Below are 25,029 nucleotides of genomic sequence, written 5' to 3'. Positions count from 1 at the left end.
TTTTCTCGTCTGCGATGACGCTAGGGAGCCGCTTTATCGCCGGGTTATTGACCGGTTACGCCCTCCTGCGACGTCTCCCGCAGCCGTTCCAGCGCGGCGGCCGCCTTCCCCTCCCAGGGCGGGGAGCCGATGCGCTGGAAGATGGCGAGCGATTCGGCGAGGTGCGCCCGGCCCGCGTCGCCGTCACCCCGCTCGCCGTACGCCCGGCCCAGCGCGAGCCTGATCTGGCCCTCGATCATCGGGCTCCGGGTCCGCCGGGCCACGTCCAGGGCCTCCAGGAAGGTCCGCTCGGCCGCCTCCTCGGCGCCGGTCTGGAGCCGGGTCTCGGCGAGCCCCAGGAGCGAGTGGGCGAGGCCGAGCAGGTCGGACCTGGCCCTCACGATCTCCACGACCCGGGCGAACTCACCCTCGGCCGCCTCCAGCTGCCCCAGCGCGAGGTGCGCGCTGGCGAGGCGGTGCGTGGCCAGCGCGAGGCCGTGCTGGTCGCCCTTGATGGACTCGCAGACGCGGACAGCGTCCTGGCTGAGCTCCACGGCGACCTCCGGCTGCCCTTGGTCGAGGGCGAACTGGGCCATGTTCTGCAGGGCGTACGCCTCGGACGAACGGTCGCCCGCCGCCCGGAACACGGGCAGCGCCTCCCGCAGCCGTTCCATCCCCCGCTCGCGTTCTCCCCGGATCCGGTCGATGAACGCGAGGTCGCTCAGCACCAGTGCCCGCCCGAGCAGGTCCCCGGCCTCGGTGTAGAGCGCGAGGGCGGCCTCCTGCCGCATGGTCGCATCGGGCAGCCTGCGCAGCCTCAGTTCCACCAGGCCGAGCTTGCGCTCCATGGCCGCCCGGCCCCGCAGGTTCCCCGCGTTGCGCGCCGCCTCCAGCGCGTACTCACTGCAACGGCGCCAGTCCTCGAGGTAGTTGCGCGACTCGAAGAGCACCTCCATGGACACGACCAGATGCCAGGCCAAGTCGTCCAGGCCGAGCTCGGCCGCCTGCTCCACGACCGCGACCAGCGAGAGCCGCTCCGCCTCGAACCACTCCAGCGGAGCCATGAGCAGCTCTTCCAGCAGAACGGAGTCGATTTCCCGCCGCGCCGCACCGCCGTCCGCGATGCCGCCGCCACCGCCACCGCCACCGCCGCTCTCGCGCCGGAAGGCCTCCTCCGCGATGGTCAGACAGGTCCGGAACACCCGCTCGCACGCCGCCAGCCGGTCCTCCTCGCTCTCCTCCGCCCGGGCCAGCTCCTCCGCGTACAGCCGCATCAGGTTCTGGAAGCGGTACCGCAGCTGCCCGGTGGCGTCGACGCCGACGACCTCCAGGAACTGCGCGTCCACCAGGTGCTCTATCAGCCGCTCCGCGTCCATGACGTCCCCGTCCAGCAGCGCGGCACCCACCCACGTGGTGAAGTCGGGTACGGCGAGCAGCCCGAGGAGCCGGTAGAGCCGGGCCGCGTCCTTGTACAGGTAGCGGTAGCTCAGCTCGAAGCTGGCCCGGACCTGGGACTCGCCCTGGCTGAGCTCGTCCAGCCGGCGCCGCCCGTCGCTGAGCCGGGTCACCAGGTGCCGCACCGTCCAGTGCGGCTTGGACGCCAGCCGGGCGGCCGCGATGCGCAGCGCCAGGGGCAGCCGGTCGCACAGCTCGACCAGGCGGGCCGAGTCCCCGGGGGCGGCCTGTATCCGGACGTCGCCGACGATCCGGCCGAGCAGCTCGACGGCGTCGTCCTCGGGCAGCACGCCCAGGTGCACCCGGGCCCGCTGCGGCCAGGTCACCAGCTGCTCCAGCTGCTCCCGGCTGGTGACGAGCACGGTGCAGCCGCCGCTGCCCGGCAGCAGCGGCCGGATCTGCGCGAAGGTGCGTACGTTGTCCAGCACGATCAGCACCCGGCGCTCCGCGAGCACGCTGCGGTACAGCGCGATCCGGTCCTCCAGGCCGTTGGGCACGTCGTCGCTGTCCACGCCCAGGGAGCGCAGGAAGCGGCTGAGTATGTCGCCGGCCGTGGTCGGGGCGTGGTGCTCGTCGTAGCCGCGCAGGTCCGCGAAGAGCCGCCCGTCCGGGTACTGTTCGGTGACCCGGTGCGCCCAGCGGACCGCGAGGCCGGTCTTGCCGACGCCGGCGACGCCGGTGATCAGCCCGACGGTGGGTGAGGGGCTGTCCTCGCCCTGGCCCGCCACGAGGCTGTCCAGCGCGTCGAGTTCGGCGCTGCGGCCCGCGAACCCCGGTACGTCGGGCGGCAGTTCCGAGGGCATCACGCGCACCCGGGCGTCCAGGGCCTCCGCCGCCGCGTCGGCCGGGCCGGCCGCCGGCTCGAACGCCAGCGACGGGTCGTCCCGCAGGATCGCGTCGTGCAGCTCCTGGAGTTCGGGGCCCGGGTCCATGCCGAGCTCGTCGATGAACTGCCGGCGCGCCTCGCGGAAGCTCTCCATCGCCTCGGCCCGCCGCCCGGAGCGGTACTGGGCGAGGATGAGGTGGTAGCGGGTGCGCTCGCGCAGCGGGTGTTCCCTGACGGCGGCCGCCAGTTCGGGCAGCAGCAGCTGGTGGCGGCCCAGTTCCAGCTGCACGCCCGTCATCGCCTCGTAGACGTTGATGCGGACCTCTTCCCAGCGGGCCGCCTCGTCCTCGACGAACTGCCCGGTGACCCCGGCGAGGGCGGGGCCGCGCCAGAGGGCGAGCGCCTCGGCGTAGCAGCGGGCCGCGTCGGCCGGGCGGTGGGTGCGGACCGCCTCCTCCCCCTGGGCGACGAGGCCGGTGAAGGTGACGGTGTCGAGCACGTGCCCGTCGGGGCGCAGCAGGTAGCCGGGGTGCGCGGTGGCGATGACCTCCTCGGTCACGCCTTCGTTCTTGAGGGCCTTGCGCAGGGCCGCGATGACGATGGCGACCTGGGTGCGGGCGGTGGCTGGCGGGCGACCGTTCCAGACCACGTCCACGAGGGTGTCAACCGGAACGATCCGCCCCGGGCTCAGGAGCAGAAGGGCCAGAATCGTACGTTGCCGGGCACCTCCGACTTGTACCGTCCGCTCCCCCGCGGTCACCATGAGTGGTCCGAGAATTCCGAATCTGAGTGGCTCGCCCAATGTGTCTCCCCCCGTCACCGCCGGGCCCGGCAGCGTGATCACCCTACCTGTCTGCCGCTGACAGAAAAGAGGCGTGACGCAAGCTGTGCGGCTGGTGGGGCACCATGTCCGAAAGCTGATTGATCATCTCGCGATTGGCTGGAATGCATCGGAAAAGAGGCTCGGCGTGACCGAATGCGCGTGGGGCGACATCCAGCCACTCACCAGGAACAGGAAGGTCCCGTTCACGCCTCCCCGACGCCACCCGAACGCCACCCCGCGGACCCCTGCCGGCGCGCCCGCTCGTTGACGGTGCCGCTCACTGCCGCATCGGCACGACCGCGGGGAAGGGCTTCGGGTGTTCGGCCTCCTTGCCGCGCGCATCCGGCATGGGGTCCGGGGGACCCGGACGGGCACCACGCGGCAGGTCACGCGCGGTCGTACGGAGGGGCTGTGGGTGGCGGGGGCGGGAGCGACTCCCGCGTCCCCGCCGGGGTGGGGCGCACGGCGGAGTCGGACCGCCGCCTGGCGCGGACCGCGTCCGGGAGAACCCGTCCGGCAACGGCCGCGGCGCTCCGGGCCGTTCAGCCGAGCCCACCCCCGTGAAGCTCGACCCCGACCCGGCCGGCGCCGCCGCCACTCCCCCGTCGATACTCTAGTGGCGAAGAAGCATTGGTAACGTACACCAGAGTGACTGTCCGGCGTCAACCAAAGTGTTGCCGGTGCCGGCCCGAGGGGGCTTCGAGAAACACTGTGGTGGGCAAAGACTCGGCATCACGCCAAGGAGGTCGTGTACGTGGAGGATGACCAGTCACCCACCTTCGCCCAACTCCTGGACCACCTGTTCCGCGAGGTGCACCCCCCTTCCCGGGGGCCCTACACCTACGCGGAGGTCGCCGAGGGAATCCGCAGGGCCGCGACCGGAGAGGGCCGCGGGGTGACGGCGAGCGCCATCCAGCAACTGCGCACCGGCGCCAAGCGGAACCCGACGCGGCACACCATCAAGGCCCTGGCCGACTTCTTCGGCGTGCCGGCGGGCTACTTCGTCGACAGCGCGGCGGCCGAACGCACCAAGGCGGAGATCGGCCTCCTCGCCGCCATGCGCGACCAGGACGTCCGCAAGGTGGCCCTGCGCGCCAACGGCCTGAGCGTCGACAGCCTGAAGATGCTGTCCACCGTGATCGAACAGGCCCGCAAACTCGAAGGGCTCACCACCGACGACCCCGCGCAGGACCTCAACCTGGACGACTGAACCGCGCCCCGGGCGGCTGATGTTGCACGCTGTGGCGCGCGACCCCGCGGCCCCCGCCCGGCCCCGCACCCCCTGTGCTCGCATCGACAGGGGGCATCCGGCGTTTCCGGGGACAAGCCCGGCACCCGGGCCGCACGGCCCCGCCTCGGCACGACACCCCGCCCTCGGAACGACGTCGCGGACATGTCAGCATGGGGGCGCGCGTGCCGGGCTGCCAGGGAGGGTGGCCCCGGCCGGCCACCCCCGACCGGCGTCACCAGAGTGAGGACATGGACCTCGAGCAGCTTCGCGCCACCTGTGAGGCGCGCGTCGAGGCGCTTCGGCTCCCGCACCGGTTCAGCACCCGCGACCTCCGCGACGCCGTCGCCGAACAACGCGGACGCCCCATCGTCCTGCGCCCCCTGAGCACCCTCGGGGCCCTGGACGCCCCGTGCGGCATCCGCCTGGAAACCCCGGACGCCGATCTGCTGTTCTACGAGGAGGGGACCTCGGCCCTCCACCAGAACCACATCCTCGCCCACGAGATCAGCCACATCATCTGCGACCACCCCGGCAGCCTGGAGCTGGACCAGGACACCCTGCGCGCGATCGGGTTCGACCCGACCCTCGTCCAGCGCATGTCCGGCCGGACCAGCTACACCAGCGAGGACGAACGCGAGGCCGAGGTGATGGCCAGCGTGATCCGGCAACTCATGTACCGGGGACGCGAAGGCCCGTCGAGCCGGCCCGCCAGCGGCGCCGAGAGCTGGGACGCTCTGTTCGCCAAGCCACACAGGAAGATGCGCCACCGGAAATGATCAACATCCTCTTCACGGGCACGGCCGTCGTGCTGCTGTGCTTCGCCGCCTACTGGGTGCGGGGACGCGGCGGGCACCGTCCCACGGGCACCTGGGCGATGGCGGCGCTGCTGACCTCCTTCGCCCTCGCCTTCGCCTCGTACGCCCCCGCGGTCGAGGGCGCGGTCGAATCGGTGGTCCCCCACGTCGCCCGCCTCTTCAGCAACACCTTCACCCTGACGGCGGCCACCTCGGTCCTCGCCTTCCTCTTCCAGCTCAATCTGGACCGCGAACGGGCCCACCGGCAGATCCGGCTGCGCGTCATCGCCCTCGCGGTCGCCGTCGCCGGCATGGCCTCCTTCTTCGTCGCCGAGCAACTGACCGGCCGCAACCCGGTGTTGTACGCGTGCTACGTACTCATCTACATCTCCTACCTGGGGTACACGGCCAAGGACTTCCTGCTCCAGACCTGGGCCCAGTCCAAGCGCTCGACCCGGCGCAGCCAGCGCTGGGGCCTGCGCACGACCTCGGTCGGCTGTGGCTTCGCCCTCGTCTACGCCGCGTACAAGCTCTTCACCCTGGTCTCCATCGGCCTCGGCCTGGGACTCGTGCCGGACCACGCCCGGTGCGCGAGCCCGCTGTCCCCCTTCCGCTGCGCGTTCAGCGTGACCGCGCCCGCCGTCGCCGTCCTCCTCATCACCGTCGGGCTCACCCTCCCCGCCCTGCTGTGGCCGCTCAGCCAGCTGCGCCGGCGCCGCTGGGAACGGAACTCGTTCACCGCGCTCGAACCCCTGTGGCGCGAGGTCACCTCGGCGGTACCCGAGGTCGTGCTCGACCCGGGCAACACCGCGGCCGACGCCCATGACCTCGACTTCCACCTCCACCGCCGGGTCATCGAGATCAACGACTGCGTCCTGGCCCTGCGCCGGTACCGTCAGACGTCGGTACGGGACGCCGCCGCGGCCCAGGCCGCCCGCCGGGGCACGGCCGGCACCCCCGAGGGCGACGCCGAGGTGGAGGCGGCGGTCATCGCCGCGGCCGTCCACGCGAAGCGCGCCGGCCTCCCCCTCGACGGCGACGAGGCCCCGCCCGCCGCCGGCACCCGCTCCCGCAAGGGCGACCTCCCGGCGGAGACCGCGTGGCTGCTCCTCGTGGCGCAGGCGTACGCGCGCCGGCCGGCGTCCGAGCACGCGGGCGCGGCCTCGTGACCGCCCCGCGGCAGGACCCGCTGCGCGACCCGCGCTTCTTCGCCGACCCCTACCCCACCTACGACCGGCTCCGCGAGGGCTGCCCGGTCCAGCGGATCCCCACCGGCTCCGGCGGACACCACGCGTACCTGATCACCGGCCACCGCGAGGCCCGCGAGGCGTTCACCGACCCCCGCCTGTCCAAGGACACGGCCCGGTTCTTCGCCGACCGGCCCTCCCACCGCGACCTGCACCCGGCGATCTCCCGCAACATGCTGGCGAGCGACCCGCCCGCCCACACCCGCCACCGGCGGGTGGCGACCCGGCTGTTCACGACCGGCCGCGTCAGGGAACTACGCCCCTTCATCACCCGGATCGTGGACGACCTCACGGCCACGTGGCAGCCCGGCACGGACATCGACCTGGTGGCGGACCTGGCGATCCCCCTGCCGGTCACCGTCGTCTGCGAACTGCTCGGCGTACCGGCAGCCGATCGCGCCCCCCTCGCCGCCTGGTCCCACGACCTCTTCGACGCGACCGACACCGCTCGCATCGACGCCGCGTCGCACCGGATCGGCGACCACCTCACGGACATGATCGACGGCTCCCCCGACCACTGGTTCGTCCGTGACTGCGCGGCGGGCGGCCTGGACCGGGAGGAGACGGTCTCCCTGGCCGCCCTCCTCCTGGTCGCCGGGCACGAGACCACCACCCACTTCATCGGCAACGCCGTCCTGGCCCTGCTCCGCCACCCCGAGGCCTTCGACCGCCTGGTGCGGGACCCGGACCTGATCCCCGGCGCCCTCGACGAACTGCTCCGCTTCGACTCCCCGATCAGCGTGGCCACCTTCCGCCACAGCACGCAGGACCTGCGCGTCGGCGACACCGACATCCCGGCCGGCTACCCGGTCCTGATCTCCCCCGGAGCCGCGAACCGCGACCCGTCCAGGTTCCCCGACCCGAACGACCTGGACCTCGACCGCGACGCCTCCGCCCACCTCTCCTTCGGCCACGGCATCCACCGCTGCCCGGGCGCCCCCCTGGCCCGGGCCGAGGCGGAGATCACCCTCCGCACCCTGCTCACCCGCTTCCCGCACACCCGCCTGACGATCCCCCCGCACTCCCTCCCCTGGCGCCCCACCCGCCTCACCCACGGCCTCACCACCCTCCCCCTCACCCTGGCCTGACCCACCACCGAATCCCACACCCGCGCTCCGGCCCGGAGCGGATCTAGGAGACGTGCGGGCGGACCCGGAGGTACACGAACGCGCTGCGGCGGCCCTGCACGGGAACCCCCTAGGACAGGGCCGCCGGAGTGCCGTGAGCAACCCTGAGGCCTCGGTCCGGATCACGATGTACGGCCTGGCTGCTTGATCACGCACTGTCATAAGATGGCAAGGACAATCTCAGCGGCCCGCCGGGCTTCCGCTCCGCCTCACGTGGAACCGAAGGACATGCCCCCACCCGCACGAGCTACTCCGTGCTGCCTGGGGGCGATTTCTTGCTGTTCCGTGAGTCCGCGGCGTCCTTGGCCAACCGCACCCGCCTCGAAGGCCGGCTGGCAGAACTCCTCAGCGAGAACTTCCTGCACCGGCACGGCCACAAGCCGCATGCTGCGGAGGTTCGCTCTTGGGAGCGGAGCATCCCCGCGCTCACCCACGCCCTGGTCGAAGCGGGTCTCGGTGAGGTCGAGATGCTGCTGGAGTACGGGCTGCCGCTGACGAGCAAGCGCGCGGACGTGATATTGGCCGGCGTCCACCCGGTGTCCGGCGAGCCGTCGTACGTCATCGTGGAACTCAAGCAGTGGAGCGAGGCCCATCCGGTGGATGACGATCCACTGCGGTGCAGCGTGCCCTCCTACCGCGAGCCCGTACTGAACCCCATCGAGCAAGTTCGCGGTTACTGCGACTACCTCGTCTCATTCAACGGGGCTCTCGAACAGAACCCCGACTCCGTCACCGGAGTGGCCTTCCTGCACAACGCGACCGAGTTCGGGGTCGCCGGGCTGCGCGAGGTCGAGGAGGACCGCCGCGGCCGCATGTTCACCGGCGATCAGCGTGGCGCGTTCCTCGACTACCTGCGTTCGAGGCTGGCAGCAAAGCCTGGCGCTGCCGCCGCCGACGACCTCCTGCAGGCCAGGATCCGGCCGTCCAGGCAGCTGATGGCCGTGGCCGCCGACGAGGTCCGCGACCGGGAGCAGTTCGTACTGCTGGACGAGCAGCGGCTCGCCTACGAGACGGTGATGGCGGCGGTCCGCAAGGCCCGCCGCTCCAACCGCAAGCAGGTGGTCGTCGTGACCGGGGGGCCCGGATCCGGCAAGAGCGTGATCGCCCTGTCCGTGCTCGGCGACCTGTACCGGCGCGGCGTGCCCGCCCTCCACGCCACCGGATCGCAGTCGTTCACGAAGACCATGCGCAAGGTAGCGGGCGCCCGCAAGCCCGAGGTCCAGCGCCTGTTCCGCTACTTCAACAGCTTCATGGACGCCGAGCCCAACGACATGGACGTACTCGTCTGCGACGAGGCCCACCGGCTCCGCAAGACCTCCGCCAACCGCTACACCAAGGCCGCCCTGCGAACCGGACGTCCGCAGGTGGTGGAACTGATCGACGCGGCCCGTGTGCCGGTGTTCCTCCTCGACCAGCACCAGGTGGTGCGTCCCGGCGAAATGGGCACCGTCGAACAGATCAGGCAGGCCGCGGCCGACCACGAAGTGGACTTCACCTTGGTGGAGCTGGACAGCCAGTTCAGGTGCGGAGGAAGCGACGCCTACTTGCTTTGGGTGACCAGTCTCCTGGGCTTGGAGGGCGAGGGACCGATCAGGTGGGAGCCGGACGGCAAGGTGCAGTTGCTGACGGTGGACAGCCCGCAGGAATTGGAGGCCTTCCTCGATGACAAGCGTGCCCAGGGGTACGGCGCCCGGCTCTCCGCCGGATACTGCTGGAAGTGGACCACTAAGATCACTCCGGCGATGACGACGCTGCCCGCGGACGTGGTCATCGGCGACTGGTCGAAGCCGTGGAACCTGTACGGGGACCGATCCCTGCTGGGCGCACCGCCGGCTCCGCTGTGGGCCACTGATCCCGCGGGCTTCGGCCAGGTCGGCTGTGTCTACACCGCCCAGGGCTTCGAGTACGACTGGTCCGGGGTGATCATGGGCCCGGACCTGGTATGGCGGAAGAACCGCTGGGTCGCCGACCGTACCGCCTCGAAGGACCCTTCCTTCACGAAGGCGACTCCTGACGACGAGGTCGACCGTCTCATCCGCAACACGTACAAGGTGCTCCTGACCCGCGGCATGATCGGAACAATCGTCTACTCGACGGACCCGGAGACCCGCGAGAAGCTCCGCTCGCTGATTTCCTGAGCCGACGGACCCGTCGACGGCTAGGATGATCTGGCTGCGCACCTTCCCGGAGGGTACGAGGCTGCGGTTCATACGCGAGGCCGAACAGGCTGTGAATGACGGATGGTTGTGCCCGTCGTCTGGTGACGGACGACGTGAGCGTGGCTGCCCGGTAGGGTGCCCCCTGCCATTCCGAACTCACGCCCTGGAGTGGCCGTATGACCCCCGTCGAGTACAAGCCTGCGCGTCGTGAACGGATTCGCGGAATCCTGATCGACATCGCTGTCGGAATCGTCTCCAGTCTTCTGGTGACGGCGCTGACCGCAGTGGCAGACCTGCTCTTCTGAGCAGGTACGTGGCGGGCCCGGAGAGCCCGCCACTCCACCGTCCCACGCCCGGTGTCAGAAGAGTCGGAGGTCGGGGCCCGACGACTTCCGCCGCTTGCGGTTGCGTCTCCCGTTTCCCCGTGGCAGGTGCACCGTGCGAGCCTCCTTCGGAAGGTTCAGCCAGGTGGGTCGAAGCCCGTGGATCTCAACCTGACCCACCAGCTTCTTCAGATAGGTGCGGGTCTCCTCGTCCGTGGAGTAGAGCACCGTGGCACGGCTCGCGCGGGTCAACAGGACGTGGTACGCCTGCCGGACCAGCCGCGCGAAGTCGTCGTCGTCCACACTGGACGGGCTGACCTTCGGATCGAGCGAACCAGGCAGATCCACGCGCTTGACGTCCGAATCGGGGGCTTCCTTGCGTTCCTTGCCCCGCTGGAACACCCACTCGTCGCCACGGCGCACCATGTCATCACCCATGATCACCCCGCACCAGTCCCATTCCAGGCCCTGCGCCGTGTAGACACAGCCGATCTGCCCCAGGCCGTTGGGGTGGACGGACCAGATGTCCGACGGCGGGACCCCGTCCGCGCAGTAGCTCTCGCTCTTCGCGTTCCAGGGCCTGTGCCAATCTCCGATGCGGACATCGGCTTCCAGGCGCTTCTCCTCGCCCACGGGTTCCGTCCAGGGCCAGCAGTACCCCGCGACCATGCGGGCGGACGCGCCGGCCGCGGCCTCCGTCCGGATGATCCGCTCGAGCTCCTCCGGGGTCTCCGCCACCTCGACGTGCATCAGCCCGTCCGCCCTCCAGGTCTGCGGCTCGTCTTCCGACCGCCAAGGCCTCGCCTCCTCGTCCGTCACACCCAGGAGGGCACGCACCCAGCGGATGTACGAGCCGCTGCCTCCACAGCGGAACTGCTCGCGCAGGCCGTACTCGAGGACGTCGGCGCCGCGGCGCTCAGCCGCATCTTTGATCAACTCGACGGTGCCCACCTCCCTCGGCCGCACGGACTGGCCTTCGTCCAGGAAGAACACCGTCAGGCGTGACGCGTCGAGAAGCTCGTCCACCTGCGGCCCCTTCCCCCACTTCGCCCGCTCCTCCTGTGTCCAGAACCGGTTCGTCGAACGATCGCGCAGGCGATGCGCCTCGTCGCAGATCAGAACGTCCACCGGAGGAACCGAGGTGTCCACGAAGTTGCTGAAGTAGGTGAAGGTCTCCCTGAACTGCTTGTCCCCGTAGCCGACATGCTCCTGAATGGCCGCATTGAAAGCCCTGCTTCCACTGGCGTACTTCACGGTCCGCCCCTGCGCCTCGAGCTGGGCCTTGATCTGCAGACCGATTGCACTCTTGCCGGTACCAGCGCCACCTGTGACCAGGAAGATCACGCGCCTCTCGTCCGGAATCAACACGGGGTGCTCCGGGTCGGGAAGAACCTTGGAGGCCGCTTCGAGGATCTGTTCCGCAACCACCTTCTGGCGCCCGCGGAGGACGAAGACGGTGTCGTCGCCCCGGGACCAGTTCATGGCGTCGAGCAGCGGTGTATTGCGCAGGCCCATGGTCCGCAACATGGTCGCGGCCTCGGAAGCACCGCCCTCGGCGGCGAAGCTCCCCCTGAGGTCGTCGAGGAACTGGGCACGTCGGTCGGCCGTGTACACACGCGCGTAGGCGCCCGTGGGCGCATCGACACCGATCAGCGGACGTACGGAGTCGTCCGTGGCGTTGTGGAGGTAGGCGAACCCCCCGCACTCGAATTCCTCGTTCTCGAAGGGCCCCTTATCGCTCGTAAACGCCTCGTAGTACTCGCGCAACTGCAGCGCGGGATGTTTCTTGGCCCCCAGGCCTGGCACGTGCACCAGTTCAGCGGTGGCGCGCTCGATCCTGGTCACCGTGGACCAGCGCTTGAGTTCGACGAGCTGAACGGACGGCCGGTTCTCCTGCGGATGACGGCCGACCAGCACGACGTCGATGAGTCGGGGTTCCGACCGGTTGGACTCATCGACGGTGGCCGCGCACTCAACGACCATCTCCACGTTTCCGCGGTCGGCAGCGACCAGATCGTTCGCAAGGCTGATCAAGCTCTCCGCCCATGCGGAGCGCTCGGTGACCGAGGCGTCCGAGCCTCGGAAATGCTTCCAGCGGGCAGCAAGGTGCGGCACCATGTGGCGACGGGCATGCAAGGTGAGCAGATCCCGCGCCGAGAGCTTCAGCAGGAGCAAGGACACGAGGTGGTTCCCCCAGGGCACGAGTAACTCGTGCGGGTGGGGGCATGTCCTCGCGGGAAGCCCGTCGGGCCGCAATCGGTCCGGTGATCTTAGAGAAGACTGCGGCTACCTGGAAACGCCGCCACGGGGTGCGGCCGGAACCGTGTTCACAGTGGCCGGATCACACCTGACCGCACCCCGGAAGCTCCCTGCCCGGTTCGTCTCGGCTGCCCCGGATGTCACTGAAGATCCGTCGAGGATCATCACCGCGAACGCCGGACACGCAGACCACGCCCACCGGTCGCCGCGTTCCGCACGACACCGCTGCACCTGGAAAGCAAGAAGGCCAAAGAGTCTGGCCGACTGCTCGGCCAACAGCAAGCGCGTCTGGGCCGCCGAGGTCGTCTGTGTGACGGCCGAGGACGTGGGCGTACGTCTCCCCGCGTATGACGAGAACGACATGTACACGATTACCGAGCTGGTCGCTGCTGAACACGGGCAGCCTGGACCCGCCGCGCTGGAACGCAGCCTCCGGGCCGGAGCATGACAGTGCTGTCAGTCACCCGCATCACCACCCCGGCGACACCCGTGCAGAGGCACTGATCGAAGGGGTCGTCAGCGCGGTCCGCGGCGGTCAGGACCAGCGCGTCCGGGAACTGATCACCGCACTCGCCACCGCCGCGGCCGACCCGGCAGACCTGTAGACCCCGCCCACACCCGGACGACGTTCGGTCGACCGCGCTCCGCGGACGGTACGGAGTGTGCGCGGGCATCCCTACCCGGCACTCCCGGTGCCTGTCGACAGGCGGGCGGGCAGGGTGGCGAAGGTCAGGCCGGGGTGATGTTCTCCGCCTGGGTGCCCTTCTGCCCTTGCGTGCCGTCGAACGTAAATGCCACGCGCCCACAACGGCCAGTCACCAGAGGAAACGAGGACACGCCACACCTTGGACCGGGTGTTGCGGTCCTGCCGCGGGCCGGCAGGGTGCGCTGCAGCTCAGGCCGCGGTCGCCGGGTTCGCTGGCTGGGCGGCGCGGCGGTGTTCGGCGTTGAGGCGCTGGGCTTCCTCGAGCTGATCTTCAAGGATGATGATCCGGCAGGCGGCCTCGATGGGGGTGCCCTGGTCGACGAGTTCGCGGGCGCGGGCGGCGATGCGCAGCTGGTAGCGGGAGTAGCGGCGGTGTCCGCCGGGTGAGCGGAGGGGAGTGATCAGGCGGTGCTCGCCGATTGCGCGCAGGAAGCCTTGGGTGGTGCCGAGCAGCTCGGCGGCCCGGCCCATCGTGTAGGCGGGGAAGTCGTCGTCGTCCAAGTGACCACCGGGCGGGCCGGCGGGGCTGGCTGCTGTCATCTCACCTCTCTGTTGCACGCGTGGAGGGGCCCGGGAGCATGTGGCTCCCGGGCCCCGAAGGAACTGCTACACCATCTGCCGGCCCTGATACTGCGCCGGCCTTCTGTTTCCGCCGACCCGACCTGAGCTCTGTCGGGATTGCGGGGATCGCGGATGCGTGACCGGAGACCACCTCACTATCGATGTCCTGCGGTACCCGGACTCGCGTGGCGTCCGGGCGATCCTGATGGCGTCTGGTTCCTCCGTTCTTCCCTCTGGATCAATCACTTACCAACCGGAACTGCGAACTGCCTTTACTGCTTGGTGTTGCGTACTGCTGGTGACCTGTCACAGCGCCACTTCCGGCAGCCAGCCCCGTCGCCCATCCTGCATCTGCTCTGGCTTAGAACCCCACTGCCGAACTTCCCGGTGCGCGCGCCCGCAGCCGACGCCTTCACCGAGGTACCGCTTCACAACTTCACTGCTGGTACTGCCAACTGCACTACTGCTCACGGCGGCCCCTGATCACTGCGGGCCACCCGGTCCGGTCGTCAGTCCCGTCGCCGTCCTGCAACCGCTCTGGCTTCGAAACTCCACCACCGCACCGTCCTGCGCACTGCACCTACGGGTACTGCTGCCCGGCAGTTCGTCTCTGCCGGGCCCTGCGGTCTCTCTGCGTTACGAGAGAAACCATAGCCACCTCGCTGCCGAATGTCTACTCCGGCCACCACAGATTTTCACGTGTGCGATGAGGAGGTAATCGGCCTCGAACGCCGGCGGTACATAGGAGCGCTTCGGGTTGAGCGCCTCAGCGACGGACACAGGAACGGACAGGGCCGGCGTCGCGAGGCTCAGAGAGGCCAGGGTGACCTGATGGGGCGATGAGCATCGCCGCTCCGATCATCCTGACGGACGGCACGGGCCTCGCCGTGTCGGTCGGCCCACCCACGGCCTCCCTCGGCGACGCGCGGGCCCGTACGCGGGATTTCCTCGACCGCCTGGTGCAGCCGTAGTCCGATCCCCCATCCCCGGCCCGGCGGCATCCCCACCGCACCCTCTACTCGGCGAGACAGGCGCGTCACCCACGAGGTCGTCCCCCAGCCGGCGCTTCTGGGCCCCGCAGGGACGGCACCGACCGTGCGGGGAGGCGCGCATGCGTTCGGTCAAGCCGATGCCGATCAGATACTCGTCCACGCGTCGAGAAAGGCCTTTCGCCGGGCCGGATCCGCTGATTTGTGGTCCGCGTGCAGGACCCGCCAGGCGGTGAGTTCGAGGTCCCGGAGCCATAGCTCGCCGATGACCTGCGTTTTGAGGTCGGGGAGGTGGTCGGACTCGGAGAGCGCCTGGCCGATGACCTCCCCCGCTGCGATGCGCTGGGGCGAGGTCATCTCGTCGACAGCCGAGAGGATCTGTCCGGCCAGACCGGTGCCTTCGCCCGCCAGCGAACTCAGGACGTAGTCCTTGATGTTGGCAGGCAGCAGGTAGAGGGACCCCGAAGACCTCCACAGGTCCGACCAGAAGTGCTCCCCCGCCTCGGTGGGAGCGGGGAGTGCGGCCAGGAGTCCGAGGAGATGCGCGGTGGCCGCGTACCCGTCGGAGTGAGCCGATGCGACGACGGCGATGTCCGCGACGCGCTCCACGTCGATTCGGCCGGCCTCGAGGCGGGGGTCCAGTCCCAGCCGCTGTTCCAGCTGATGGGAAAGGGGGGCGGACGCGTGGGAACTGAACTCGGGAAGCATCGGCGGTCCTTGAGCGTAGGAGAGCGGAGAGGCCGGCTCATTCGGAAGCTCTGATCGTTCCCAGGGCCCGCCGAATTACACGAGTTCCACGGCCCCGCTTGGCGGAAGACAACGGCACCAACGGTTGGCGGACGCGAGAACTCCCCTGCGGTTGCCGAGGTGGTCGAACGGGCGGCCGCCCTGGCGGAGCCGATCAAGCCGAAGCTTCGAGGCTGGCTTCACGCCGGGATGGTCCCCGCATCGCCGGCTGCGGGCATCGCCCTCATCCGCCTGGCGAAGACACCGCAAGCCACCCTCGGCTGCAGCGTGTACGCCGTCACCACCCGGCAGGGTCGCGCCCTGGATCGGGAACGGGACCTTCATCCCCAGAAGCCGGCACGGGCGGGAGCCGCGGTCCATGGGGGGCCTTCCTCGATGCGGCACGCTCCGTGGAATTCCCATGACGGCATTCGAGAGAACGGGCCGAAGAAAGACGGGGCAGAACCACGCCGCGAGAAGAGCGGACACGGCTTGCGGAGATAGTGCCGCGCAGGCGTCAAGAAGGCCGGGTGAGCGGCGGACGACTTACAGGCGACAGTGGGGCCGGGCGGGCGCTGCGTGAGAACGTATAGACCGGGCCGGCCAGTGGAGTGGGTCGGCGCGAGGCGCGCTGCCCACCGGATCTCACGCTGAAACTTCGCGATGCGACGTGGAGTGTGAGGGTGTGAGGGGGGGAAAACGAGCTGGGGCCCGCACTCCAAAGTGCGGGCCCCAGCTACGTATACGCGTCAGCGTCAGGCGGGAACGATGTTCTCGGCCTGCGGGCCCTTCTGGCCCTGCGTGACGTCGAAGTTCACCTTCTGGCCTTCCTGAAGCTCGCGGAAGCCGGAGGAGGCGATGTTCGAGTAGTGAGCGAAGACGTCAGCGCCGCCACCCTCCTGCTCGATGAAGCCAAAACCCTTTTCCGCGTTGAACCACTTCACGGTGCCAGATGCCATATTGATCTCCCTTGGGGCAGTGCCCGGAATCACACTGTGCGGTTCCGGAGTCGCCGCGTTGATTGCCCCGACCGGAAAATCGGCGGAAATACAAAGCGTTTCCAGCGGGCGAGGCCAGCAGGGGAAGCGCTTGAATTTTTGCGAACCAAGACTGCAACTGGGAACGACAGTAGCACGTCGGAGCGGCCGCCGCAGGTAAGGTCATTTACTCAGCCCCCGGCGATAAAAACCCTTCGCCTTATGCGCGGCAAATTCTCACCCAACGGTCACAGATTTTGCGCACGGAACGCATGCCGCGCGGTGGGGCGGGCCACCGTCCGGGACCGGTCCCTCAGGTTGCCGGGAGCGATGCGTCGGCGAGGTTGGCGCCGGTCGCGGCGTCCCGTTCGGTCGGGGCGGTGCCGTGCCAGTCCAGGCACATGACGGTCGCGTCGTCCTCCAGATGCCCGTTTCCGGCATCGACGATCGCCCCGATGAGGGTGCGCGCGGCTTCCCGGGGATGCAGGTCGCGGGTGCGGACGATGAGCTGGGACAGGTCCACGGCGTCGGCGTTGCGTTCCAGTATGCCGTCCGTCAACATCACCAGGCGGTCGCCGGGCCGCAGGTCCAGTGACTGCACCCGATAGTCACGCGGGCTGAGGATGCCGAACGGCAAATCGACTTCCGGAACGATCCGGGTCACTTCGCCGTCGCGCATCCGCAGCGGCCAGGGGTGTCCGGCGTTGATGAACTCGGTGGCGCCGTCGAGCAGGCTGATCCGCAGCAGCTGACCGGTCACGTAGCCCTCGCGGCCGTGCTCGCGCATGGCCAGGTCGGCCTGTCGGGCCTGCTCCCGCAAGCCCTCGCCGGCCCGCCGGGCCCGGCGCAGGGCTCCCACCACCAGGGTGGCGAGCAAGGAGGCGGCGACGTCATGCCCCATGGCGTCGGTGACGGACAGCTGGACGGTGTCCCGGTCGACCACGTAGTCGAAGGTATCCCCTCCCACGTGGTCGGCCGGCTCCAGCGCCCCGGCCACCGCGAACTGCGCGGCCTCGCACGCCAGCGACGCAGGGAGCAGCCGGTGCTGGATCTCGGCGGCCAGGTTGAGCGGGCGCGTACGCCGGCCCCATTGGTAGACGTCGGTGAAGGAGCGGTTCGCGATGACGATGTAGGCCAGCGCGTGCGCCGTCTCACCGATCTGCCGCATCACGTCCTCGTCCGGCGGCGCGGGCAGGAACAGTTCCAGGAGTCCGATGGCGTCCCCGCGGTTGGTCACCGGAGCGACCACCCGTACCGGCGTCGCCGGGCCTTCGTCCTGCGTGCTCGGGCGCTGGCTGCGGATCACGTCGTCGTACAGCGTGCCCCGCAGCGTGATGCGCCGGGCGCGCTCACCCGTCTCGACGCTGCCCGCGGCGCCCAGCCGTACGACCGAGCTCCCCGTGAAGTCGGTGATCAGGAAGGACACCGACACCGCCCCGAGATGGTCCTTGAGCATGCGCGCGACCACATCAAGGGATTCCACGGGCGGCGCGGCCTCCGCCGCCTCCAGCATCCCCGCGAGCGTCATCCCCTCACGGACGGGATCACCCTCCACGCGGAAACCAGAATCAGGCGCACCGCTCCCGTCCGGCTCTCCTGCGATCACAGACCCTCCATCCGAAGCGATAGCGCGCTCACCAGTCAGCCGCCCTTGCGACACACGGCGCCCGTCCCGGCGAGCGTAGTGGGGTGACCAGGCGGTGCTCACCGATCGCGCGCAGGAAGCTTCGGGTGGTGCCGAGCAGCGCGGCGGCCCGGATCCTGCTACACCGTCTGCCGGCCCTGATGCTGCGCCGGCCTTCTGTTTCCGCCGACCCGACCTGAGCTCTTCGGGAGTGCGGGGATCGCGGACGCGTGACCGGAGTGGGCGGTCGAAGAACGCGTCAGCTGGCCCGAAGGCCGACCGCGAGCGTCAGTTCAAGGACCCGGCGCGGGGACCCGAGGTCCGGAAACAGCTCCCGCAGTTGCGACATCCGGTAGCGGACGGTCTGGGGGTGGACGAACAACGACGCCGCCATCTCGTTCCGCTTGCCCTGGTGCAGCAGCCACGCCCACAACGTCTCCTCGAGCCGTCGCGCGGTCGCGACGGGCAGGCTCCGCAACGGTGCGAGGGCTCGGGTACGCAGATCTGCGAACGCGTCCGCGTCGGCGCTCAGTACCAGCTCGGGCAGGTGTTCCTCGGTGTCGCGGATATCAGGCGAGAGGGCGCGCGCGCGTACGGCTCGTGCGTACGAGGCGGACGCACGCATCCATGGCCGGGCCGGGCCGACCACGGTGGTGTGGTCGGGCAGCTGCCTCAGGAGATGTGCTCGGTCGGCATCGGGGACGAGCAGCACGCCGGAGGCGTCCGGCAGGTCGTCGAGGACGAGGGTGCCCGGGTCGAGCGTGCGGTAGGCCGGCCGGGCCTGGGCGGCGGGCAGCAGGACCGCGGTCAGCGAAACCGGAGGCTGCCATCCGGCGCGTCCGGCAGCGGCGAGGAGCACGTCCGGGCTCGCGCCGGAGAGGAGGTCGCGGGCCAGTTGTTCCAGGTGGCGCTCGTGGGCCCGGCCCCGCGCGGCGAGTTCGTCGGCGTGGCCCGCGGCGCTCGCGGCGGAGAGCTCGTCGATGTAGGCGAAGGTCAGCTCGGCGAACTTGGCGACCTGGGCGGCGGGCAGGCCTGCGGGTACGGCACGTGCGGCCAGGCCTCTCCAGGCCACGCGGGCGCCGACGCGGTAGGCGCTGAGCAGGGCGTCCATCGAACGGCCGTCGCGGACCTCGCCGCGGCCCAGCTCGTAGGCCGCGTCGCCGGCGTCGCCGCCCGTGGCGTTCCCGCTCGCGAGGTCGAGGTAGAGGCCCAGGGCGGTGCGGACGGCTCGGCGGATGGTGGCACCCATGCGGCCCGAAAGGGCGTTGGCGTAGGGCGGGACCTCGTCGATGATCGCCTGGACGATCTCGTCGGCGGTGGTCTTCAGCGCGGCCCGAAGCGCGTTGACCGTCGTCTCATCCAGGACCAGTTCGCCGGCCCTCCGGACTGCATGCCCCACTTTTTGTTCCTTGCGAACAATTCAGCCGATCATTTTCACGTCTTGCGGACAGGACTTTACCCCCTGAAGCACATCAAGCTGGGGTCATGACGAGTGCAGCCCTCGGCAGTAGGGCGTGGAAACTGCTGGAGATGGTCACGACGCCGCTGCTGCCGTCGGACTACCTCGACCTGGTCAGCCCGCTGCGTGCGGGCGCTGACCTGCGGGGGCGCATCGAGGCCGTGCACCCCGAGACGGCCGACGCCGCCACCCTCGTGATCAGGCCGGGACGGGGCTGGCGCGGTCACACGGCCGGCCAGTACGTGCGGATCGGGGTCGATGTCGACGGGGTGCGCCTGTGGCGTGCCTACTCGCTCACCTCGCCGACGAACCGCCAGGACGGCCGCATCACGATCACCGTGAAGGCGATCCCGGACGGCAAGGTCAGCAATCACCTGGTCCGCAGCGCGAAACCGGGCACGCTGATCCAGCTCGACCAGGCGGCCGGTGACTTCGTACTGCCCCAGGCCAGGCCCGCCAAGGTGCTCTTCCTGACGGCCGGCAGCGGCATCACGCCGGTGATGGGCATGCTGCGCGACACCGAGTTCGACGACGTCGTCATGGTCCACTCCGCGCCACGGCCGCACGACGTGATCTTCCGCGAGGATCTGCACGACCTGGTCGCGGAGAAGAGGCTGCGGCTCACCGAGCTGCACACCGACACGGACGGCACGCTCGACGTCGCACGTCTCGGCGAACTCGTGCCCGACTGGGCCGAGCGCGAGACCTGGGCTTGCGGGCCCGCGGGCCTGCTCGACGCCGCCGAAGATCACTGGAGCGAGCACGGCGTCCAGGAGCGCCTGCACACCGAACGCTTCCGCCCCGGCATCGTCGTCGCCGGCGACGGTGGCCGGGTCACGTTCAGCACCACCGGCAAGACCGTCGACGCGGACGGCGCCACGCCGCTGCTGGACGTCGGCGAGGAGGCCGGTGTACTCATGCCGTCCGGGTGCCGCATGGGCATCTGCTTCGGCTGCGTCACACCGCTCAAGGCGGGCGCCGTCCGCGACCTGCGCACCGGTGAGATCACCGAAGCCGAGCCGGGCGTCCTCATCCAGACCTGCGTGTCCGCCGCGGCGGGCCCCTGCGACATCGAACGATAGGAGCACATTGACCGCCATCGACCCCACCGCCCACCTGACCGCGGAGCAGATCGAGGAACTCGGCCGCGAACTGGACGCGATCCGCGAGGAGGTGATCGCCGGCCGGGGCGAGAAGGACGCCGCCTACATCCGCAAGGTCATCGCGGCGCAGCGCAAGCTCGAGCTGGCCAGCAGGGGCGTGCTGTTGTTCTCGTTCTTCCCGCCCGCGTGGCTGATCGGCACCGCCGGTCTGTCCGTGGCGAAGATCATGGACAACATGGAGATCGGCCACAACATCCTGCACGGCCAGTGGGACTGGATGCGGGACCCGAAGATCCACTCCACCACCTGGGACTGGGACCACGTCTCGCCGGCCGAGCAGTGGAAGCACTCGCACAATGAGCTGCACCACACGTACACCAACGTGATCGGCAAGGACAACGACCTCGGCTACGGCATCATGCGCGTCGACGAGGACCAGAAGTGGCACCCGTTCCACCTCGGCCAGCCGCTGTGGAACTTCATCAACGCCTGCTTCTTCGAGTACGGCATCGCCGCCTACGACCTGGAACTCGGCAAGAACCTGCCCAAGCACCGCCGCAAGAACCCGGAGTTCCGCGCGCGGGCCAGGGCCGTGGGCCGCAAGATCCGCAAACAGGTGCTCAAGGACTACGTGATCCACCCGCTGCTGTCGGGCCCGTCGTTCCTCACCACGCTCGCCGCCACGTTCACCGCGAATCTGGTCCGCAACATCTGGACCCACTCGGTGATCATGTGCGGGCACTTCCCCGAGGGCGTGCAGGTCTTCGAGCGCCGGTCGATCAATGGCGAGACGCGCGGCCAGTGGTACCTGCGCCAGATGATGGGCTCGGCGAACATCAGCGGCAGCAAGGCCATGCACTTCATGACCGGCAACCTGTCGCACCAGATCGAGCACCACCTGTTCCCCGACCTGCCGAGCAACCGGTATGCCGAGGTCGCGGTGAAGGTGCGCGCGTTGTTCGAGAAGTACGAGCTGGAGTACGTCACCGGGCCGCTGCCCAAGCAGGTCTTCTCCGCGTGGCACAAGGTCTTCCGGCTCTCGCTGCCGAACAGGAAATCCACGGCCAAGGCGCCGGACCGCGACCAGGAACTCGTCGCAGCCTGATTCCCGCTACCGGTTCGGATCCGTCGCCCGCCCCGGCGGGTCAGAGGCCCTTTGCCACCGGCTCCAGGATCGCCACGCACTCCACGTGGTGCGTCATCGGGAAGAGGTCGAAGACGCGGAGCGTGCGGACCTTGTAGCCGTTCTCCGCGAAGTACGCCAGGTCGCGTGCCAGGGCCGCCGGGTCGCAGGCCACGTAGGCGATGCGGCGGGCCGAGAGGCTCGCGATGTGGCGGACCGTCTGCTTGCCGGCGCCCGCGCGGGGCGGGTCCAGGACGACCAGGTCGCACTCCGTGATGCCGGTGCGCGGGAGGGCGCTGTCGACCTTGCCCTGCTCGATGCGGACCCGCGGGAAGTCCGCCAGGTTGTGGCGGGCGTCCTCCACCGCGCGCTTGCCCGACTCGATGCCGAGGACGGCCCCCGTCTCCCCCAGGCGCTCCGCCAGCGCGCCCGCGAAGATGCCGACGCCGCAGTACAGGTCGAGGGCCATCTCGCCCTTGCGCGGCATCAGGCCCTGCATGACGGCCTTGATCAGCGTGTCGGCGGCCTGCGGGTGGACCTGCCAGAAGCCGCCCATGCCGACCCGGTACGTACGGCCGTCCGCCCGCTCGCGGACGAAGGGGCGGCCGTGGACGCGGTGGACGCCGCCGTCCTTCTCCTCGACCCGGAGCACCGACACCGGCTTGTCCAGCTCCACCAGGGGCAGGCGGCCGCCGGGGCGGGGGGTCAGGACGACCTGGCGGTCGCCGGAGCCGGAGGCGGCGATCGCCTCGACCGTCGCCATCTGGGGCCAGTCCTGCTTCTCGATGCCGAGCTCCGAGACGCCCTCGGCGGCGATCATGCAGTGGTCGATCGGCTCGATGTCGTGCGAGCGGTGCTTGCGCAGGCCCGCGCGGCCGGTCTCGTCGATGGCGTACTGGACGCGGGTGCGCCACTGGGGGACCTGGCCCGCCGGCAGCTTGTCGCCCTCGGCCGGCATGACGGTGCCGTCCCAGCCGGCCTCCTCCGGGGTGAGACCGGCGAGCCGCTTCAGCTGCTCGGCGACGACCTCGCCCTTGAGCCGGCGCTGGGCGCCCGGCTTGGCGTGCTGCCAGTCGCAGCCGCCGCACTTGCCGGGGCCGGCGTACGGGCAGGGGGCCTCGACGCGGTCCTTGGAGGCCGTCAGGACCGTGACCGCGTCTGCGCGCAGGAAGCGGGAGTCCGTCTCGCCCTCGGTCACGCGGGCGACGACCTTCTCGCCGGGCAGGGTGTGGCGGACGAACAGGACGCGCCCCTCGGCGGTGCGGGCGATGCAGTGGCCGCCGTGCGCGACGGGACCGACCTCGACCTCGTACTCCTCCCCGACCAGTGACTGCTTCTCGTTCTGCTCGGTCATGGTGAGGGGGCTCCAAGGATCAAGGAAAGGAAAACGGCCGGAGGACCGACCCACCAGTTTACGTGGATCTCCTCCGGCCGTTCACCACCAGGACTACTTGCCCGCCGGGTCCTTCGGACGCTGCCGCGGCGTGTCCACGGGTCCGCGGCGCACGGCGCCCGGAGCGTTCCACTCCTGGCGCTTCTTCGCCCGCCGCTTGGCGAGCTCCGAGGACTCCAGCTGGTAGGGCACCGAGGTGACCATCACGCCGGGCGTGAACAGCAGCCGGCCCTTGAGGCGCAGCGCGCTCTGGTTGTGCAGCAGGTGCTCGTACCAGCGTCCGACGACGTATTCGGGGATGTAGACGCTGACCGCGTCGCGCGGGTTCTCGCTGCGCAGCCCCTTCACGTACTCGACCACCGGCCGGGTGATCTCGCGGTACGGCGAGTCGAGGATCTTCAGCGGGACGTTGATCCCGCGCCGCTCCCACTCGGCCCGCAGCGCCTTGGTCTCGGCCGGGTCGACGCTGATGCTGAGCGCTTCCAGGGTGTCCGAGCGGGTCAGCTTGGCGAAGGCCAGGGCGCGCAGCGTCGGCTTGTGGACCTTGGAGACCAGGACGATGGAGTGGACCCGGGAGGGCCGCACGCTGTCGTCGCTGGGGCCTTCGTCGGCGGCGATCTCGGCGGCGACCCGGTCGTAGTGCTTCCGGATCGCGGTCATCGTGCCGTAGAAGATCAGCATGCCCAGCAGGGCGACCCAGGCGCCGTGCGTGAACTTGGTGGCCAGTACGACGACCAGCACCATGCCGGTGAAGAAGGCGCCGAAGGTGTTGATGGCCCGCGAGCGGATCATCCGGCGCCGGGCGGCCTGGTCGCGCTCGGCCTTCAGGTGGCGGTTCCAGTGCCGGACCATGCCGATCTGGCTGAGCGTGAAGGAGACGAACACGCCGACGATGTAGAGCTGGATCAGCTTGGTGGAGTCGGCGTCGTAGATCCACACCAGCAGTATGGCGGCGCCCGCGAGGAGCACGATGCCGTTGGAGAAGGCGAGCCGGTCGCCGCGGGTGTGCAGCTGGCGCGGCAGGTAGCGGTCCTGGGCGAGGATCGAGCCGAGCAGCGGGAAGCCGTTGTAGGCGGTGTTCGCGGCCAGGAACAGGACGAGGGCGGTGGCGGTCGCGAGGATGATGAACAGGAAGCTGCCGTTGCCGAAGACGGCCTCGGCGACCTGGGAGATCACGGGGTGCTGGACGAATCCCTCGCCGACCGGGACGCCGTCGTTCAGCAGGTTGGTGGCGGGGGCCTCGGCCATCTTCACGTCGGTGGCCATGGCCAGCCCGATGATCCCGCAGAACATGGTGACCGCCAGGCCGCCCATGAGGGCCAGCGTGGTGGCGGCGTTCTTGCTCTTGGGCTTGCGGAAGGCCGGTACGCCGTTGCTGATCGCCTCGACACCGGTCAGGGCGGCACAGCCGGAGGAGAACGCCCTCAGCAGCAGGAAGACCAGCGCGAAGCCGGCCAGCCCCTGGTGCTCGGCCTTGATCTCCAGGCCGGCGGTCGGCGCCTCCATCGAGTCGCCCATCACGAGGCCGCGCCAGGCGCCCCAGGCGATCATCACGAACACGGCGCCGACGAACACGTACGTCGGGATGGCGAAGAGCTTCCCGGATTCCTTCACACCGCGCAGATTCATCAGCGTGAGCAGCAGAATCATGACGATCGCCGAGAGCACCTTGTGCTCGATGACGAAATCGACGGCGGAGCCGAGATTCTCGACGCCGGAGGAAATGGAGACGGCGACGGTGAGGACGTAGTCGACGAGCAGGGCGCTCGCGACGGTCAGGCCGGCCTGGGGTCCGAGGTTGGTGTTGGCCACCTCGTAGTCGCCGCCGCCGCTCGGGTAGGCGTGGACGTTCTGCCGGTAGGAGGCGACCACGGTGAACATCAGCACGACGACCGCGACCGCGATCCAGGGGCTGAAGTGGTACGCCGACACACCCGCGATGGACAGGACCAGCAGCACCTCGCCGGGCGCATATGCCACCGAGGAGAGGGGGTCGGATGCGAACACGGGAAGGGCGATCCGCTTGGGGAGGAGCGTTTCCCCGAGGCGGTCGCTGCGCAGCGCCCGGCCGATCAGGATCCGTTTGGGCACGTCGGTCAGTTTGGACACGCAGAGGATCGTAAGCGTTCGAAATGTGCCTGACGA

19 protein-coding genes are annotated in these 25,029 nt (G+C 69.8%); 10 read left to right on the top strand and 9 right to left on the bottom strand.

The window, feature by feature from the left end; genetic code table 11:
• Positions 1-44 precede the first annotated feature (44 nt).
• Positions 45-3,023: a BTAD domain-containing putative transcriptional regulator gene (locus AB0D45_RS14225; protein WP_362458336.1), complete on the bottom strand. Its 2,979-nt coding sequence runs from the start codon at positions 3,021-3,023 to the stop codon at positions 45-47.
• 814 nt (positions 3,024-3,837) lie between these two features.
• On the opposite strand from AB0D45_RS14225, the gene AB0D45_RS14220 reads away from it, so the two are divergent.
• The 6 genes from AB0D45_RS14220 (at position 3,838) to AB0D45_RS14195 (ending at position 9,946) form a co-directional block, all read left to right on the top strand.
• A complete protein-coding gene (locus tag AB0D45_RS14220) occupies positions 3,838-4,293 on the top strand; it encodes a helix-turn-helix transcriptional regulator (RefSeq protein WP_362458333.1) in 456 nt (151 codons plus the stop codon).
• 269 nt (positions 4,294-4,562) lie between these two features.
• A complete protein-coding gene (locus AB0D45_RS14215; RefSeq protein WP_361599536.1) occupies positions 4,563-5,090 on the top strand; it encodes a regulator component in 528 nt (175 codons plus the stop codon).
• Positions 5,087-6,277: an MAB_1171c family putative transporter gene (locus AB0D45_RS14210; RefSeq protein ID WP_362458330.1), complete on the top strand. Its 1,191-nt coding sequence runs from the start codon at positions 5,087-5,089 to the stop codon at positions 6,275-6,277. Before AB0D45_RS14215 ends, AB0D45_RS14210 begins: the two co-directional genes overlap by 4 nt.
• Positions 6,274-7,443 carry a cytochrome P450 gene (locus AB0D45_RS14205; protein ID WP_362458327.1) on the top strand — a complete coding sequence of 390 codons (1,170 nt, stop codon included), beginning with the start codon at positions 6,274-6,276 and terminating at the stop codon, positions 7,441-7,443. Before AB0D45_RS14210 ends, AB0D45_RS14205 begins: the two co-directional genes overlap by 4 nt.
• Positions 7,444-7,757: 314 nt before the next feature.
• Positions 7,758-9,620, top strand: coding sequence for a DUF2075 domain-containing protein (locus AB0D45_RS14200; RefSeq protein WP_362458324.1), 1,863 nt, complete (start codon positions 7,758-7,760; stop codon positions 9,618-9,620).
• 197 nt (positions 9,621-9,817) lie between these two features.
• Positions 9,818-9,946: a DUF6408 family protein gene (locus AB0D45_RS14195; protein WP_361599548.1), complete on the top strand. Its 129-nt coding sequence runs from the start codon at positions 9,818-9,820 to the stop codon at positions 9,944-9,946.
• A 54-nt stretch (positions 9,947-10,000) separates the two neighbouring features.
• Here AB0D45_RS14195 and AB0D45_RS14190 read toward each other — a convergent pair whose 3' ends face one another.
• Positions 10,001-12,145, bottom strand: a complete 2,145-nt coding sequence (locus AB0D45_RS14190) for a DUF2075 domain-containing protein (RefSeq protein ID WP_362458321.1) — start codon at positions 12,143-12,145, stop codon at positions 10,001-10,003.
• Between the two features lie 425 nt (positions 12,146-12,570).
• Here AB0D45_RS14190 and AB0D45_RS14185 point away from each other — a divergent pair, with 425 nt between their 5' ends.
• On the top strand, positions 12,571-12,828 hold the full coding sequence (locus AB0D45_RS14185) for a hypothetical protein (RefSeq protein WP_362458318.1): 258 nt from the start codon (positions 12,571-12,573) through the stop codon (positions 12,826-12,828).
• A gap of 290 nt (positions 12,829-13,118) precedes the next feature.
• Here AB0D45_RS14185 and AB0D45_RS14180 read toward each other — a convergent pair whose 3' ends face one another.
• Positions 13,119-13,469 (bottom strand): MerR family transcriptional regulator, encoded by a 351-nt coding sequence (locus AB0D45_RS14180; protein ID WP_362458315.1) that lies wholly within the window; start codon positions 13,467-13,469, stop codon positions 13,119-13,121.
• Positions 13,470-14,329: 860 nt separating this feature from the next.
• On the opposite strand from AB0D45_RS14180, the gene AB0D45_RS14175 reads away from it, so the two are divergent.
• The gene (locus tag AB0D45_RS14175; protein WP_362458312.1) at positions 14,330-14,461 is read left to right on the top strand and encodes a hypothetical protein; all 132 of its coding nucleotides are present in this window, start codon (positions 14,330-14,332) and stop codon (positions 14,459-14,461) included.
• Positions 14,462-14,626: 165 nt separating this feature from the next.
• Here AB0D45_RS14175 and AB0D45_RS14170 read toward each other — a convergent pair whose 3' ends face one another.
• The 4 genes from AB0D45_RS14170 to AB0D45_RS14155 form a co-directional block, all read right to left on the bottom strand.
• Positions 14,627-15,187, bottom strand: a complete 561-nt coding sequence (locus AB0D45_RS14170) for a hypothetical protein (protein ID WP_361599563.1) — start codon at positions 15,185-15,187, stop codon at positions 14,627-14,629.
• A 773-nt stretch (positions 15,188-15,960) separates the two neighbouring features.
• A complete protein-coding gene (locus tag AB0D45_RS14165; protein ID WP_134068503.1) occupies positions 15,961-16,164 on the bottom strand; it encodes a cold-shock protein in 204 nt (67 codons plus the stop codon).
• Positions 16,165-16,495: 331 nt separating this feature from the next.
• Positions 16,496-17,710 carry a PP2C family protein-serine/threonine phosphatase gene (locus AB0D45_RS14160; RefSeq protein ID WP_362458360.1) on the bottom strand — a complete coding sequence of 405 codons (1,215 nt, stop codon included), beginning with the start codon at positions 17,708-17,710 and terminating at the stop codon, positions 16,496-16,498.
• A 355-nt stretch (positions 17,711-18,065) separates the two neighbouring features.
• Positions 18,066-19,205 (bottom strand): helix-turn-helix domain-containing protein, encoded by a 1,140-nt coding sequence (locus AB0D45_RS14155; RefSeq protein WP_362458307.1) that lies wholly within the window; start codon positions 19,203-19,205, stop codon positions 18,066-18,068.
• A gap of 86 nt (positions 19,206-19,291) precedes the next feature.
• Between AB0D45_RS14155 and AB0D45_RS14150 the strand changes: the two genes are divergently transcribed.
• Both AB0D45_RS14150 and AB0D45_RS14145 read left to right on the top strand, forming a co-directional pair.
• A complete protein-coding gene (locus AB0D45_RS14150; protein ID WP_362458304.1) occupies positions 19,292-20,347 on the top strand; it encodes a ferredoxin reductase in 1,056 nt (351 codons plus the stop codon).
• A 7-nt stretch (positions 20,348-20,354) separates the two neighbouring features.
• The gene (locus AB0D45_RS14145) at positions 20,355-21,473 is read left to right on the top strand and encodes an acyl-CoA desaturase (RefSeq protein WP_362458301.1); all 1,119 of its coding nucleotides are present in this window, start codon (positions 20,355-20,357) and stop codon (positions 21,471-21,473) included.
• A 40-nt stretch (positions 21,474-21,513) separates the two neighbouring features.
• Here AB0D45_RS14145 and AB0D45_RS14140 read toward each other — a convergent pair whose 3' ends face one another.
• Together AB0D45_RS14140 and AB0D45_RS14135 are read right to left on the bottom strand one after the other, a co-directional pair.
• Entirely contained in the window at positions 21,514-22,845 is a 1,332-nt protein-coding gene (locus AB0D45_RS14140) for a TRAM domain-containing protein (protein ID WP_362458298.1), read from the bottom strand.
• Positions 22,846-22,938: 93 nt separating this feature from the next.
• Positions 22,939-24,993: an APC family permease gene (locus AB0D45_RS14135; protein ID WP_361599581.1), complete on the bottom strand. Its 2,055-nt coding sequence runs from the start codon at positions 24,991-24,993 to the stop codon at positions 22,939-22,941.
• Between the last annotated feature and the right edge of the window lie 36 nt (positions 24,994-25,029).

The sequence above is a fragment of the Streptomyces sp. NPDC048352 genome, from assembly GCF_040651895.1.
GTDB lineage: Bacteria > Actinomycetota > Actinomycetes > Streptomycetales > Streptomycetaceae > Streptomyces.
The sequence above is the reverse complement of the archived record's forward strand: the minus strand, read 5'-3'. Positions and strand labels throughout refer to the sequence as shown.